The sequence below is a fragment of the Halorubrum cibi genome, assembly GCF_900182635.1.
Taxonomy (GTDB): Archaea; Halobacteriota; Halobacteria; order Halobacteriales; family Haloferacaceae; genus Halorubrum; species Halorubrum cibi.
On sequence record NZ_FXTD01000007.1, the window covers coordinates 12,011 to 25,819 of the forward strand.

Below are 13,809 nucleotides of genomic sequence, written 5' to 3' on the forward strand. Positions count from 1 at the left end.
TCCGTCGTATATGTATGTTCTCATTACGCTCGTTCGTGACGGTCGAAACGGCGCTCACACGCCGCTAACGGTGGAAGAAGGGCTGGCCGCCGCCGCGACGATCGCCGCGGCCGTCCTCACTCGCCGGGCTGTTTCCCGTCGTACTTGATCCGCTCGAAGACGGTGTGACAGCCGTTGCAGTAGTACTGCGTCTTCGAGATCTCGCTGCCGAACGCCGACTCCTTGTCGACGTCGGCCGACCCGCAGTGCGGACACTCGACGGTCGGGTCCTCGGAGTCGCTCATCACTCGATCGCGAACTCGGCGTTGCGTTCCCCGCGGATCTGGACGAGGTCCTCCGCTCTGACCCCGCCCTCCCCGACGCGGCGTCTGGTCTCGTCCCACGCGTCCGCGTCCGGCGCGTCCCAGTCGACACCCTCCAGCGAGACGTCCGTCTCGGCGAAGAGGTCGCGGTAGTGGTCGATGAACCGTTCCCTGACGTCCGCGACCGACTGGTTCGTGAACCCGGCGTCCACGAGGGAGTCGTCGTCGAGTCCCTCGGGACCGACGAGCGCGAGCGCTGAGGGGATCGTCTCCTCCAGCGTGGACTGGAGCGTCTCCGGATTCTCGGCCGCCAGCGTCTCCAAGCGGGCGTCGTGGTACTCCAGGTGGAAGTACTCGTCCTCACCCATCTTCGTGATCATCCCCTCCATGTCCTCGCGGTCGATCGCGTCGAGCATGTACCACGCCGCGCGGTCGATCGGGGCGATGGTGGCCATGTACGCCGTCCAGTCGCCGTCGATCGCGTCGAGACACGAGGCGTTGGCGAACTCCTCCGGGTCGCGATCGCCCCGGAGCCAGTCGCCGTCGCGGCCCTGCGACTCCAGCTTGCGGAAGAGCTGTCGGACGTGGCCGACCTCCTCCTGGGCCGCGCTCGAGCCGCCGATGTCGTCCTCGAGCGAGGGGCCGGCGAGGCTCCACTGCGCGTAGCGGTGGCCCAACACGAGCTTCGTGTCCGTGATCGCCTGAACGTAGTCGACGGCCGCCGCGGGCCACTCGCTCATTGTGGCACCTCCCGGCGGACGTTGCCGTGTTCGACCTCGAGCAGGTCCTCCTCGCGTACGACCGCGAGGTAGTTCCAGTCCTCCTCGTCGTAGGTGTTGTACGCGTACGTCTTCGCCAGCCGGTCGCTGTGGGCGCTGACGGTGCCGAGGTGAAGAGTGTCGTCTCCCTCGTTTCGCCGACCGAACACCGCGTACTTCGTCATTCCCGTCATAGGCTGATCCCCGAGTTGCGCATCTTCTCACGCACCGATTCCGTGAGCATGTCCTTCGACCACACCGGGTCCCAGACCACGTCGACGTCGACGGAGTCGACGCCGTCGACGACGCGCAGACAGCTCCGGACGTCGTTCTTGATCATGTCGTAGGCCGGACAGCCCATACACGGGAAGGACATCTCCACGTCGACGTGGCCGTCGTCGGCCGACACGTCGTAGACCATCGCCATCTCGACGAGGCTCACCGGGATGTGCGGGTCCGGTATCTCGTCGAGTTCCGCCCACAACCGGTCCTCGAAGGTCGAGGCATCGGACCGACGCCGCTCGACGAACTCGCTTTTCCGGGCCGGTCCCGAGGTTCCGCCGGTTCGTTGTTTCGTCGACATCGTTACACCTGCACGCTCACTTCGCCGGACTGGATCATGTTCACGTACTTCTCGTTGGCCGGTCCGCGGTTCCGCCAGCGGTCGATGACGTCGTCCCAGGAGATCGGCTCGTCGAAGCGCCACTCCTTGTTCTCCTGGTCGAACGCGACCGGCATGTCGTACTCGAGGACGTACTCGTCGGCCTCCTCGTCGTAGTGGGCCGGCACGTCGAGGTCGAGCTCCTCCATCAGCGGGAGGGTCCGCGAGAGCCAGTCCTGTCTGAGCTCGTCGTTCGACTTGCCCTTGATGCGGTAGTCGAGCTGCTCGGTGTTGCGCTTCTGGTCGTCGGACATGCCGAACCACTCGACGCCCATGGGGAACATCCAGTCGACGGCGTCCTGGAGCCGCTCGTGGGTCTTGTCGCTCTTGTTGGACAGCCGGCGCATCCAGGTCTCCCCGTGCCGGAGGTGGAACTGCTCCTCCTTCTCGACTTTCGTCAGCGCGCGCTTCCAGGGCGCGTACGACGTGTTCTCGTAGATGTCGCCGAGCAGGACCATCCCGGCGCGGTCGAAGATGCCGTGGGCGGTCACGAGCTCCGCGAAGTTCTCGAGGTGCTGGTCGAACCCGTACGTGTTCCGGAACTCGTGGGGTTCGCGCTCGTAGATCAATTCTTGGCGGTCCTCGCCGAGGTCCTCGAGCAGGCGGTAGGCGATGTGGCCGTGGCCGAGCTCGTCCTGGACGACGCTGATACACGACGCGCGGGCGTCGATCGAGGGCGCGTTCAGTGACTGGTCGTAGTAGGCGGGCGCGCTCATCAACTCGGTGTCCCCCGAGACGAGCAGGATCCGCTTGAGGGCCTTCTTGTAGCCCTCCGTCATCTCCTCCTCGGATTCGATCATCTTGCCGTTCTGAAGCTGCTTTTTCAACTGTTTCTCTGTAGGCATTGTCGGATCGACTGATTGACCGTTCGGAGGCCAGCATTATAATTGTTTTCTGTATACGATTCGCGTATCGATGACGCCTCTGGACGCCGATCCGTCGGTACTCCGTTCGGCTCCGTGAGAACCCGTCGACACGATCTTTTTTATCAGTCGGGGACGACGGGGCGCACATGGCATACGAGGTGCGACACGCGACGAGCGAGGATGCGGAGGACCTGATCGAACTCTGGCACGGGTTCACCGATCACCTCTCCGAGTACGACGACCGGTACCGCCACAAGGAGAACGCGGACGAGCGCTGGATCCGCTACTTCGAGAACCAGCTCGTCGACTCCAAGTACGGCACCGTCGTCGTCGCGGAGGAGTCGTCGTCGGGGGAGCTGATCGGCGTCCTCGAGGCCCGCGTGATGGGCGATCACCCGATCTTCCGGCTCCAGGACCACGGCTACATCAACGGCCACTACGTCGACCCCGACCACCGCGGCCAGGGCGTCGGGAAGGCGCTCCTGGAGACGGCCGACGAGTGGTTCTCCGGGCCGCCCCACGAGGTGGAGTTCTTCCGCATCGACGTGCTCGAGGGCGACGACGAGGCCGCCGAACTGTACGAGGAGCTCGGCTTCGAGCCGGTCGAACACGTCTACGAGACGTCTGCGGGGAACCGGTAGAGCGCCATGGTAGAGACGTACACGGTCGAGCTCGTCGACCGCGGGAAGACGATCGAGGTGCCGGCCGACAAGTCCATTCTGGAGGCGGCCGAAGAGATCGGCATCGACCTCCCCTACCAGTGTCGAATGGGCGTCTGCGGCGTCTGCTCGGCGAAGTGTGAGGGCGACGGCGAGGTCGATCAGACCGAGGGGATGTTCCTCTCCGACGGCGAGAAGGAGGAGGGGTACGTGTTGACCTGTATCGGTCGTCCCCTCTCGGATCTGAAGCTACAGACGGACGAGAGTCCCTGAAGTCTCCGACCGTTTCCGGATCGTCTTCTCCCGTTTCGACTCCGCCTCCCGACAGCCTTCGGTTCTTCTCTACCCATCGAACTCCGGCAGGCGGGGTATCCCGTCGATCGATCCCGTGCGATGCGGGGCACGTCGTACTCCGGGATCTTCCCCTCTCCGTGTCGTCAACGTCTCACGTCGTGTATGCGTGGCGCTTCCATGGAGGTCCCGGACCGTGAGGCTCGTTCGATGTGTGTATACGATATTGTATACAGAATTCGAATACGCCATCGGGGCAATTGTAACACGGGCTAAGTGTGTGTTATAACTGGGATCCGCGCGAGATCGTCGTGACACGGACTTAGTTCGTGTTACACTTGCGTGTCGGATCCCGTTCCGCCCAGATCCCGTCCGATATCCGTCCTCGAAGGACGATCGTTCACAGATCTCGCATCTCTCATAAATTCGTATACGATTACGTATACGGCCATATCCGTGGCTTTAGGCCGTTTTAGGCGGCATTCTCTCGAAGATACGTGGCTCGAGAACGTGGATTCCATCGCCCGATCGAGCGTTCCGCGACGATCGTGTGCGATCGCCGACTCGTCGCTCGAGATCGGAGTATACGAGATCGTATACGCGCACCTGGCGGGCGAAACGAGAAAACGGCGGAACGAGAGCCGACTACTCGCGCAGTTCCTTCCGGCGGATCTTGCCCGTCTCGGTCCGGGGCAGTTCCGTGACGAACTCGACCGCACGCGGATACTTGTACGGAGCCAGCGTGTTCTTCACGTGGTTCTGGATCTCCTCGACGAGCTCGTCGTCGCCGGTCGTCCCCTCGGTCGTGACGACGAACGCCTTCACGATCTCGCCGCGCTGCTCGTGGGGCGCGCCCACGACGGCGACCTCGGCGACGGCCTCGTGTTCCTCCACGACGGCTTCGACCTCCGGGCCGGGGATGTTGTAGCCGCTGGAGACGATGAGGTCGTCCGCACGCGACTTGTACTCCAGCCGGCCGTCCTCCCGCTGGACGAAGATGTCGCCGGGGAACGACCAGCCGTCCTCGACCGCCTCGTCCTGCTTCTCCGGACGGTTCCAGTACTCGATGCCGGTCGGCCCGCGGACCGCGAGCATCCCCGGCTCGCCGCGCTCGCACTCCTCGCCGGTGTCCGGGTCGACGATCTTACACTCGTAGCCGGGAACCGGGAACCCGGTCGCCGTCGGGTCGACCTCGCCCTCGTGATGGTGGCTCACGAAGATGTGGAGCATCTCGGTGGTTCCGATCCCGTCGAGCAGCTTGATCCCGTATTCCTCGCGGAACTGCTCGAACGTCGTCGGCGTCAGCGGCTCGCCGGCGCTCATCCCGACCCGCAGCGAGGAGACGTCGTACTCGTCGGGCCCGTCGGGGAACTTCGCGAGCATCTGGTTGAACGCTGTCGGGATCGAACACAGCACCGAGATCCCGTGGTTCTCGACCGATTCGAGCAGGTCGCCCGGGCTCGCGTCCTGCGTCAGGCTCGTGCTCGCGCCGAACCGGAGCGGGAACGTGACGAGGTCGCCGAACCCGTACGCGAACGGCAGCGGCGGGTTGCCGCCGAACACGTCGTCCTCGGTCGGCTCGAGGCAGTACCGCGCGTACGTGTCCGCCGTCGCGAGCATCTGCCGGTGGGTGTGGATCGCCCCCTTCGGCCGCCCGGTGGTGCCGCTCGTGTACAGCATCAATGCGAGGTCGTCGCGCTCGGTGTCCGCGGCCTCGAGCTCGGGGCTCGCGGCGTCCATCAGCTCGTCGTAGCTGTGGTGGTCGTGTTCGATCCCGTTCCGCTCCGCCACGACGACGTCCTCGACGGTGTCGAGGTCGGGCAGCGCCTCGTCCACCTCGTCGAGTAGGTCGTCGTAGACGACGATCGTGGTCGCCTCGGCGTTGTTGACGATGTACCGAAGCTCCTTGGCGCGGAGCAGCTTCATCGAGGGCATGGCGACGGCCCCGATCTTCTGGACGGCGAGACACGTGATCACCGGCTCGGGGCGGTTCGGGAACCGCACCAGGACCCGGTCGCCGGACTCGACGCCGAGCTCCCGGAGCGCGTTGCCCATCCGGTTGACCCGCTCTTGAAGCTCCTCGTAGGTGATCGTCTCGTCCTCGAAGTAGACGGCGACGTTATCTCCCCGGCCCTCGCGGACGTGGCGATCGACGAGCTGGTCCGCGGTGTTGATCTCCCGAGGGTAGTGTGCCTCTGGGATCGGGTATACGTAATCCGGCGAGTCCGATTCGTCTGGCAGGTACTCCGTCGGGACGTTGGACTGCATCTGTGTGTCTATCCTCACGATCTTAAATGGAATACTTAACGGTTGCTATCCGGTCATTTCTTCGGGAGAGCCGATCGCGTCGTCGCGAGAGCCGAGACGGTCTGTGCCGTCCCCGTGGCGCGTTCAGGTCCAGAATCCGTCGGGGTCGAACGTCCGGATCAGATCGAGTTCCTCCGCCGTCGGTTCCGGCGTCGTCGTCACCGGTCCCTCCCCGACCTCCGGCGCGGTCCGTACCTCCCACGGGAAGTCCGCGAGCATCGCCTCGCGGTCGACGCCGGGGTGGACGCTCCGGAGGAACAGCTCGCCATCGGCGAACCCGAAGGTTGCCTTCGAGGTGACGAGCGCGTCGGGGCCGCCGCCCGGTGCCGGATGATTCTCCCGTCCCGAGCCGTCGTCGGCGTGTCCCGGGCTCGTGACGTAGTTCACCTCCTCGACGAACCGGCGGGACTCGTGTGGCATCAACAACACCGTTCGCCCGGCCATACAGGCGATGTCGCAGGCCCCGCCGCTGCCGGGGAGCCGGATCTCGCGGTCGCCGGCGCGCACCCGGGTCGTGTTCAGGTTGCCGTATCGGTCGACCTCCGCCCCGCCGAGAAAGCCCACGTCGACGTCCCCGCGCTGGAGCCGGCTCATGATGTCCAACATCCCGGTCGTCGAGACCGCCCGATTCAGGTTCGGGAGGTCACACATCGTGTGGATGAAGCCGTCCGCGGGGCCGTCCCGAACCACGCCGCTCTCGTAGACCGCCATCGAGTCGGGCGCGTGGGTGCTGACGGCGACCTGGAAGGCGATGAGCGGGAGCCGCATCCCCACGAACGCGGTGTCGCCGTCCTCGATCTCGGCGGCGGCCGCGCTCACCATCAGCTCCCGCGGCGCGTACGCCTCACTGGCCATAGCGCACCTCCGCGGCGACCGTGGGCTCGGTGATCGACAGGTCCGCGTCGACGCCTCGCATGTACTCCTCGCGGTCGTCGACCCCGTAGACCCACTCGTCGGCCCACTCATCGAAGGCCGCCTGCGTGTCCGTCGCGCCGTGATAGCGCAGGTAGTACTCGTTGTCGCGGTTGTAGTGGCCCGCCACGGGCGATGGGTGTGCGCCCCACGGACACTCGACCACCGCTGACACCTGCTCTCTGGTGATCGCGGTCCGGCTCGGGTCGCTGTGGATGGTCTCCGGGTCGACGACTTCCTCCGCGGTCACGAGCACGTTCTCGGCCGCGCCGACCGCCGGGCCGACGATCCCCGTGTTCCCCCACAGGTGGACGTCTCCTTCCGGGCTGGCCCGCTGGGCGTGGACGATCGCCCAGTCCGGCTCGATCGCCGGGACGTACGCCACCTCCTCCCCGCCGAAGGGGTCGGTGCCGGCCTCGAAGCAGTCGCTCTCGGCGAAGACATCGCTCCCGAGAAGCGACCGGGTGGGGAGGAACGGAACGCCGAGCGCCCCCGCCCGTAACGCGAGCGCGATGCTGAAGTTCGAGTGGTTCTCGACGTCGATCTCGTCGTTCTCGACGGCCTCTCGGAATCGATAGCCGGTGCCCGCGCTGACGTTCCCGACCCACGCTGCCCGGACCCGCGAGACCGCCCCGCAGCCGATCAGCTGGTCGAAGAGGAGGTCGCTTATCGGGCCGATCAGCGTGAGGTCGTCTACCCCCTGCCGGGCGAGTTCGTGTCCCGCCGCGAACGGGATGGCGTGTTCGAGCGCGAGGCCAGTCGCGACGGAGCTCCCCGGCGGGATCCGCGACACCGCATCGGAGAGTGACTCCGAGGATTCTGCTGACATGTGCTCTCACGTCTTCGATCATGTTATATAAATCCCGACGGCGCCGGCGGTCCCGCCGATTATCTGTAACGAAAAATATATACGGAGCTTCGACGAGAGTGTGGATATGTCTCACGACCCAGGGACCAGTACGGGCAGTCGAGGATCCACGAACCGTTCGGTGTCGACGACGTCGCGCCGCCGGTTCCTCGTCAGCGGTGCCGCGGCGGGGGCGACGGCGCTGGCCGGCTGTGCCGGCGGCGGCGGCAGCGACACTCTCACCGTCGGCCACGTGTTGCCGACCTCGGGGACGTACGCGCTGCTCGGCGAGAGCATCATGAACGGCTTCGACCTCTACCTCCAGCAGAACGACGGACAGCTGGGCGGCTACGAGGTCGAGACCGTCCAGCGTGACACCGCCGGAGAGACCGACACGGGCGTTACGATCACCAACGAGTTCCTCGTACAGGAGGGCGTCGACGCGCTGGTCGGTCCCGTCTCGAGCGCGGTCGCGATCGCGATGATGCAGACGGTTCAACAGGAATCGAGCGCGATCTGGCTCAACGCCAACGCGGGCGACTACCGCGTCACGCAGGACGGCTGTATGGATCTCCACTTCCGGACTTCCTTCAACGACTGGCAGACGTCGGCCCCGCTGGCCCAGTGGGTGTACGAGAACGTCGCCGACAACGTCGTGTTGTCGTACGCGGACTACGCCTTCGGGCAGAACTCCAAGAACTTCTTCCAGGAGGCGTTCGAGGAGGCCGGCGGCGAGGTCGTCGGCGAGGTGGCCGCCCCGCTCGGCACCGACGACTACTCGCCGTTCCTCGGCGACATCGAGAGCAGCGGCGCCGACGCCGCCTTCTCCTTTTTCGCCGGCAGCGACGCGGTCAACTACATCTCGCAGCTCAGCGACTTCGGCCTCGACGACGAGCTCACACAGACCGGCAGCGGCTTCCTGCTCTCCGAGGACACCCTGCCCGCACAGGGCGAGGCCGCTCTCGGCAAGTACTCGCTGCTTCACTACACCGCGACGAAGGAGACGGACCGGAACCAGACGTTCGTCTCGAACTACAGCGAGGAGCACGACCGCCAGCCGAACGTGTACGCCTGTCAGGGGTACGACTCCGCACAGGCGCTCGACATCGCGGCGTCCAACGCGGACTCGACGGACGCGTCCGACCTCGCGTCGGCGCTCTCGGGCGCGGAGCTCGACAGCCCGCGCGGGGAGTTCAGCTTCGACCCCGACACGAACGAGCCGCTCCAGAGCATGGACGTCCGGGAGGTCGTTCAGGGCGACGACGGCGTGGAAAACGAGGTCGTCGCGACCATCGACGACATCGAACTCCCCGATTGGGGCTGCTCGCTCTAAGTCGATGGTGGGGCCATGGGACCGGTACGGCGACCCGACCGCGTCCGCACACGGGGGCGATCCCTGATGTTCGTCGAGTTCTCGAGCGTCCTCAGAGCGACCATGCTCGGCGTCCAGCTCGGGATGACGCTCGCGCTCGTCGCCGCCGGACTGACGCTCATCTTCGGCATGCTCGACGTGATCAACTTCGCGCACGGCTCGCTGTACATGATGGGCGCGTACCTCGGCGTCACCGTCTCCGCCCAGTTCGGGAGCTTCTGGCTGGCGCTCCTGATCGCGCCCCTCGCCGTGGGCGTGATCGGCGCGGTCATCGAGGTATTCGGGCTTCGCGCGCTCTACGGCCGGAACCCGCTGTATCACATCCTGTTGACGTTCGGTCTCGCGGTGATGATCCAAGGACTGGTCGTCGAGATCTGGGGCGGGCAGTCGCTCCGGATAGAGGCGCCAGCGTCGCTCGCGGGCACGGTCCAGCTCGGGCCGGTGGAGTACCCGGTGTACTGGCTGTTCGTGCTCGCGATCAGCACCCTGCTCATCGCCGCGGTCTGGCTCATGATCGACCGGAGCGACCTCGGCATCCTGATGCGCGCGAGCGCGCACGACACCGAAATGGTCGACGCGCTCGGCATCGACGTCTCGAAGGTGTTCACCGGCGTCTTCGTCTTCGGCGCGGTGCTCGCGGGGGTCGCGGGCGTCCTGTTGGGTGCCTCCCGCTCCGTCAACCCCGGCATGGGGTTCGGCGTCATCATCGAGACGTTCGTGATCGTCGTCATCGGCGGGCTCGGGAGCTTCAAGGGCGCGGTCTACGCCGCGCTCGCGGTCGGACTCGTCACCGCCTACGGGGCGCTCATCGCGCCGTCCGTCACGGACATCTTCCTGTTCGCCATGATGGCGGTCGTGCTGATGATCAGACCGAACGGCCTGTTCGGCGCCACGGAGGCCGCGTAGATGAGCCTCCTCGACGCCTTCGATCCGCGTGAGACCGGGTCGAGCACCGACGGGATCCTCTCGAACCGGGGTCGCTTCGGGATACTCGCGTTGATCGCCGCGCTCGCGGTTCTGGGGCCGGTCGCGTCGGCGGTTCGGCCGTTCTGGCTGTACCTGCTGATCCAGATCCTCGTGTTCGCGCTGTTGGCGCTCAGCCTCGACTTCGTCTTCGGGTACGCCGGTCTGCTGTCGTTCGGCCACGCGGCGATGTTCGGGACGGGCGGGTACGCCGCCGCGCTGTTGATCACGCACGTCACCGCCAACGCGCTCGTCGTGTTGCCGGCGGCGGTCCTCACCGGCGTCGTCGTCGCCGCCTTCATCGGCTGGTTCAGCGTCCGCGCCCGCGGGATCTACTTCGCGATGCTGACGCTGGCGTTCGCGCAGATCTTCTACGTCATCGCCTTCGCGGACCTGCCGTCGACCCTGCTCGGCGTGGAGACCGTCACCGGCGGCGACAACGGGATCGTCGGGCTCGCGACGCTCGAGACGTTCGGGCTGCTCGACCTCTCCAACCGGATGAACTACTACTTCCTCACGCTCGGGCTGGTCGCCCTGTCGCTTCTGGCCATCGTTCGGCTCGCGAACTCACCGTTCGGCCGCGTGCTTCAGGGCGTCCGCGAGAACGAGGACCGGATGGCGTTCATCGGATACGACGTCCGCCGATACAAGGTGATCGGGTTCGCGATAAGCGGCGGGTTCGCCGGACTCGCCGGCGGCCTATACGTCCCGTTCCAGAGCCTGGCTCAGCCGCAACTGCTCAACTGGACCTTGAGCGGCGAGCTCGTCGTGATGTTGCTTCTCGGCGGGCTCGGAACCCTGTGGGGCCCAATGCTCGGAGCTGGCGTCGTGGTGCTGCTCGAAGAACAGCTCAGCGGCTTCGCGGCTTGGGAAGTGATCCTCGGGTCCGTCTTCGTCGTCGTCGTGATCTTCGCGCCCCGGGGGATCGCGGGCGCGCTGGTCTCCCTGTGGGAGGACCCCGAGGACGCGATCGGAAACGTTCGGGACGCGTTGGCGAACTACCGTGAGAAGGTGATGAAATGAGCGACCCGCTGCTCCGCACCGACTCCGTGACGAAACGCTTCGGCAAACTAACCGCCGTCAGCGACGTGTCGCTGTCGATCCCGGAGGGGGGAATCAGCTCGATCATCGGTCCGAACGGGGCCGGCAAGACCACGCTTTTCAACCTCTTCACCGGCAAGCACGCGCCGACCGAGGGCTCGATCGAGTTCCGCGGCGAGGAGATCGGCGGGCTCTCCCCTCACGAGATCGTCTCCCGGGGGATCGTCAGGTCCTACCAGATCACGAACTTCTTCTCGGAGCTCTCGGCGCTCGAGAACGTCCGGCTGGCGACCCAGGCGGACCGGACCGGGTTCGGTCCCGACGACTTCCTGCGGCACCACGCCTCGCTCTCGGACGCGGCCGACGAGGCGGAGGCGGTGTTAGAGCGGGTCGGTCTGCTCGACGTCGCCGACCAGACGGCGGCGAACCTCGCGTACGGGCAGCGTCGACACCTCGAGATCGGGATCGCGCTCGCGACCGACCCGGACCTCCTGTTGATGGACGAGCCGACCGCCGGGATGGGCCCGGAGCAGACGAACGCGACCGTCTCGCTCATCGAGGACATCGCCGAGGACGCGACGGTCGTCCTCATCGAACACGACATGGACATCGTCATGAACGTCTCAGAACGGATCGCCGTGATGAACAAAGGCGAACTGATAGCCCGCGGAACGCCGGCGGAGATCAGTGAGAACGAGGCGGTCCAGCGCGCCTATCTGGGGGGTGAGTGAGATGTCAGAGTTGCTCTCCGTCGACGGGATAGACACCTACTACGGCGAGAGTCACGTCCTGTTCGACGTGTCGCTCTCGGTCGACGCCGGGGAGGTCGTCGCGCTCGTCGGCCGCAACGGGGCCGGCAAGACCACCACGCTCCGGAGCGTGATGTGTCTCACCCCCGCGGCCGAGGGGACGATCGAGATGGACGGCGAGGAGATACAGGACCTCGACCCGCACGACGTGCGCCAACGCGGGATCTCGTGGGTCCCCGAGGAGCGCCGGGTGTTCGGCGGCCTGACGGTCGCGGAGAACCTGCGGCTGGCCGCCCGTGGCGGCGAGGAGGACCGCACGACGCAGATCGAGCGGGTCTACGAGCGGTTCCCCCGACTCGACGAGCGTCGCGACCAGCACGCGGGCACGATGAGCGGCGGCGAACAGCAGATGCTCGCGATCGCCCGCGCGCTCGTCGGCCCCGAGACCGACCTGCTGCTCCTCGACGAGCCGAGCGAGGGGCTCGCACCCCAGATCGTCGAGGACGTGGCGGACATCATCCGGGAACTCAACGACGAGGGGGTCACGGTCCTCCTCGTCGAGCAGAACGCCGAGATGGCGCTCGGGCTGGCCGACCGCGCGTACGTCATCGAGACGGGCGAGGTGGTCCACGAGTCGCCCGCGACGGAGCTGTTGAACGACCGCGAGGCGATGGAGACCTACCTCGGGGTGAAGTGACGTGTCGACCGACGACTATGACTTCGAGACGGTCGACGTCGCCGTCGAGGACGGCGTCGCCACGATCCGGCTCGCGAATCCGCCCGTGAACGCGATCAGCCAGTCGATGCGTGCGGACCTCTCCGAGGCGGTCGCCGTCCTCGACGAGCCCGAGGTCGACGCCGGGGTCGTCGCCGGCGACGCGGACGTGTTCTCGGTCGGGGCCGACGTCGGGCTCTTCGAGACGGCCCGCGAGTGGACCACCGCCGAGTTCCGGACGAACTCCCGCGTGCTCGGCCGTGCGTTCGAGCGGATCGAGACGACCGAGACGCCCGTGCTCGCCGCGATCGAGGGAACGTGCGTGGGCGGCGGGCTCGAGCTCGCGTTGGCGTGTGACGTCCGGATCGCGGCCCCGGACGCCACGCTCGGGTTTCCCGAGCACAACATCGGGCTCATCCCCGGGCTCGGCGGCTGCTCGCGGTTCGTCCAGCTCGTCGGCCCCGGCCGGGCGAAGGACCTGATCTTCAGCGGCGAGCTGATCGACGGCGAGCGCGCCCGCGAGATCGGGCTCGTCGAGCGCGTCGAGGCGGATCCCGAGGCGGCCGCGAGCGAGTACGCCGCGGACCTGGCCGACGGCCCGACGCAGGCCATCGGCCTGACGAAACGCGTGATAAACGAGGCTCGCGACAGCGACCTGCGAACCGCGGGGGTGCTCGAGTCGCTCGCACAGAGCACGCTCCTGCGGACGGCCGACCACGAAGAGGGCGTCGACGCCTTCCGTGCGGACCGCGACCCGGACTTCTCCGGGGAGTGACGGGACCGGACCGTCCCCTTTCACCGCGATAAATGGAAAGACGCAAGCGAGCCCGCGGCGATCCGGATCCCATGAGCGAGGACGCGGACGCCGTCTATTTCGAGGACGTGGAGCCGGGGACCGTCATCGACTGCGGGAGCACGGCCGTCACCGAACGCGACGTGGTCGAGTTCGCCGAGGAGTTCGATCCCCTTCCGATGCACACCGATCCGGACGCGGCCGCCGAGGGTCGGTTCGGCGGGCTCGTCGCCAGCGGCTACCACACGCTCTCGCTCTCGGTCCGACTGCTCGTCGAGGCGGTCCGGCGGGACCGCGCGGTGATCGCGGGGCTCGGGATCGACGACGTGCGGTGGCACGCGCCGGTCCGCCCGGGCGACGAGATCGGCGTCGTCGACGAGATACTCGACACCCGACCCTCGGAGAGCGACCCGGAGACCGGGATAATCCACGAGTCGATCACGGTCACGAACGACGCCGGTGAGACGGTGTTGACTCTGGAGAACCACGAACTGATCGAACGGCGCGAGCGCGCGGACGAGACGGGAGAACCGGCGTAGTCGGCGGTGTCGTGCGAATTCGTGCGACCGAACG

General features: G+C 66.6%; 17 protein-coding genes. 9 read left to right on the forward strand and 8 right to left on the reverse strand.

All coding sequences use genetic code 11. The features are described 5' to 3' along the window. Window positions 1-116: 116 nt before the first annotated feature. Genes FN829_RS15915 through FN829_RS09935 form a run of 5 tightly spaced genes read right to left on the reverse strand, consistent with a single transcriptional unit; the run spans window position 117 to window position 2,566 of the window. Window positions 117-284: a PaaD-like zinc ribbon domain-containing protein gene (locus FN829_RS15915; protein ID WP_185955736.1), complete on the reverse strand. Its 168-nt coding sequence runs from the start codon at window positions 282-284 to the stop codon at window positions 117-119. Beyond that, entirely contained in the window at window positions 284-1,042 is a 759-nt protein-coding gene (locus tag FN829_RS09920) for a Phenylacetic acid catabolic protein (protein ID WP_142986829.1), read from the reverse strand. Before FN829_RS09920 ends, FN829_RS15915 begins: the two co-directional genes overlap by 1 nt. Next, window positions 1,039-1,254: a phenylacetic acid degradation PaaB family protein gene (locus tag FN829_RS09925; protein WP_246066494.1), complete on the reverse strand. Its 216-nt coding sequence runs from the start codon at window positions 1,252-1,254 to the stop codon at window positions 1,039-1,041. Before FN829_RS09925 ends, FN829_RS09920 begins: the two co-directional genes overlap by 4 nt. Next, on the reverse strand, window positions 1,251-1,643 hold the full coding sequence (locus tag FN829_RS09930; protein WP_142986830.1) for a metal-sulfur cluster assembly factor: 393 nt from the start codon (window positions 1,641-1,643) through the stop codon (window positions 1,251-1,253). The genes FN829_RS09925 and FN829_RS09930 overlap by 4 nt, the downstream gene beginning before the upstream one ends. A gap of 2 nt (window positions 1,644-1,645) precedes the next feature. Continuing rightward, on the reverse strand, window positions 1,646-2,566 hold the full coding sequence (locus FN829_RS09935; protein WP_142986831.1) for a Phenylacetic acid catabolic protein: 921 nt from the start codon (window positions 2,564-2,566) through the stop codon (window positions 1,646-1,648). Window positions 2,567-2,733: 167 nt separating this feature from the next. On the opposite strand from FN829_RS09935, the gene FN829_RS09940 reads away from it, so the two are divergent. Next, window positions 2,734-3,228, forward strand: coding sequence for a GNAT family N-acetyltransferase (locus FN829_RS09940; protein WP_142986832.1), 495 nt, complete (start codon window positions 2,734-2,736; stop codon window positions 3,226-3,228). A gap of 6 nt (window positions 3,229-3,234) precedes the next feature. After that, window positions 3,235-3,519: a 2Fe-2S iron-sulfur cluster-binding protein gene (locus tag FN829_RS09945; RefSeq protein WP_142986833.1), complete on the forward strand. Its 285-nt coding sequence runs from the start codon at window positions 3,235-3,237 to the stop codon at window positions 3,517-3,519. A 663-nt stretch (window positions 3,520-4,182) separates the two neighbouring features. Here the strand turns inward: FN829_RS09945 and FN829_RS09950 are convergent. The 3 genes from FN829_RS09950 to FN829_RS09960 form a co-directional block, all read right to left on the reverse strand. Further along, window positions 4,183-5,805 carry an acyl-CoA synthetase gene (locus tag FN829_RS09950; RefSeq protein WP_142986834.1) on the reverse strand — a complete coding sequence of 541 codons (1,623 nt, stop codon included), beginning with the start codon at window positions 5,803-5,805 and terminating at the stop codon, window positions 4,183-4,185. A 123-nt stretch (window positions 5,806-5,928) separates the two neighbouring features. Next, the gene (locus FN829_RS09955; RefSeq protein ID WP_142986835.1) at window positions 5,929-6,699 is read right to left on the reverse strand and encodes a CoA-transferase subunit beta; all 771 of its coding nucleotides are present in this window, start codon (window positions 6,697-6,699) and stop codon (window positions 5,929-5,931) included. Further along, the gene (locus FN829_RS09960; RefSeq protein ID WP_142986836.1) at window positions 6,689-7,585 is read right to left on the reverse strand and encodes a CoA transferase subunit A; all 897 of its coding nucleotides are present in this window, start codon (window positions 7,583-7,585) and stop codon (window positions 6,689-6,691) included. Before FN829_RS09960 ends, FN829_RS09955 begins: the two co-directional genes overlap by 11 nt. Before the next feature lie 106 nt (window positions 7,586-7,691). Here FN829_RS09960 and FN829_RS09965 point away from each other — a divergent pair, with 106 nt between their 5' ends. From FN829_RS09965 to FN829_RS09995, 7 genes are all read left to right on the forward strand, one after another. Beyond that, complete coding sequence (locus tag FN829_RS09965; protein WP_142986837.1) at window positions 7,692-8,936, forward strand: ABC transporter substrate-binding protein; 1,245 nt, start codon at window positions 7,692-7,694, stop codon at window positions 8,934-8,936. A 66-nt stretch (window positions 8,937-9,002) separates the two neighbouring features. Continuing rightward, window positions 9,003-9,881, forward strand: a complete 879-nt coding sequence (locus FN829_RS09970; RefSeq protein WP_142986838.1) for a branched-chain amino acid ABC transporter permease — start codon at window positions 9,003-9,005, stop codon at window positions 9,879-9,881. Then, entirely contained in the window at window positions 9,882-10,961 is a 1,080-nt protein-coding gene (locus tag FN829_RS09975; RefSeq protein WP_142986839.1) for a branched-chain amino acid ABC transporter permease, read from the forward strand. It abuts the gene before it with no gap. Further along, entirely contained in the window at window positions 10,958-11,710 is a 753-nt protein-coding gene (locus FN829_RS09980) for an ABC transporter ATP-binding protein (protein ID WP_142986840.1), read from the forward strand. Before FN829_RS09975 ends, FN829_RS09980 begins: the two co-directional genes overlap by 4 nt. A gap of 1 nt (window position 11,711) precedes the next feature. After that, on the forward strand, window positions 11,712-12,425 hold the full coding sequence (locus FN829_RS09985; protein WP_142986841.1) for an ABC transporter ATP-binding protein: 714 nt from the start codon (window positions 11,712-11,714) through the stop codon (window positions 12,423-12,425). A gap of 1 nt (window position 12,426) precedes the next feature. Continuing rightward, window positions 12,427-13,218: an enoyl-CoA hydratase/isomerase family protein gene (locus FN829_RS09990; RefSeq protein WP_142986842.1), complete on the forward strand. Its 792-nt coding sequence runs from the start codon at window positions 12,427-12,429 to the stop codon at window positions 13,216-13,218. 71 nt (window positions 13,219-13,289) lie between these two features. After that, a complete protein-coding gene (locus tag FN829_RS09995; protein ID WP_142986843.1) occupies window positions 13,290-13,775 on the forward strand; it encodes a MaoC family dehydratase in 486 nt (161 codons plus the stop codon). The last annotated feature ends 34 nt before the right edge of the window (window positions 13,776-13,809 follow it).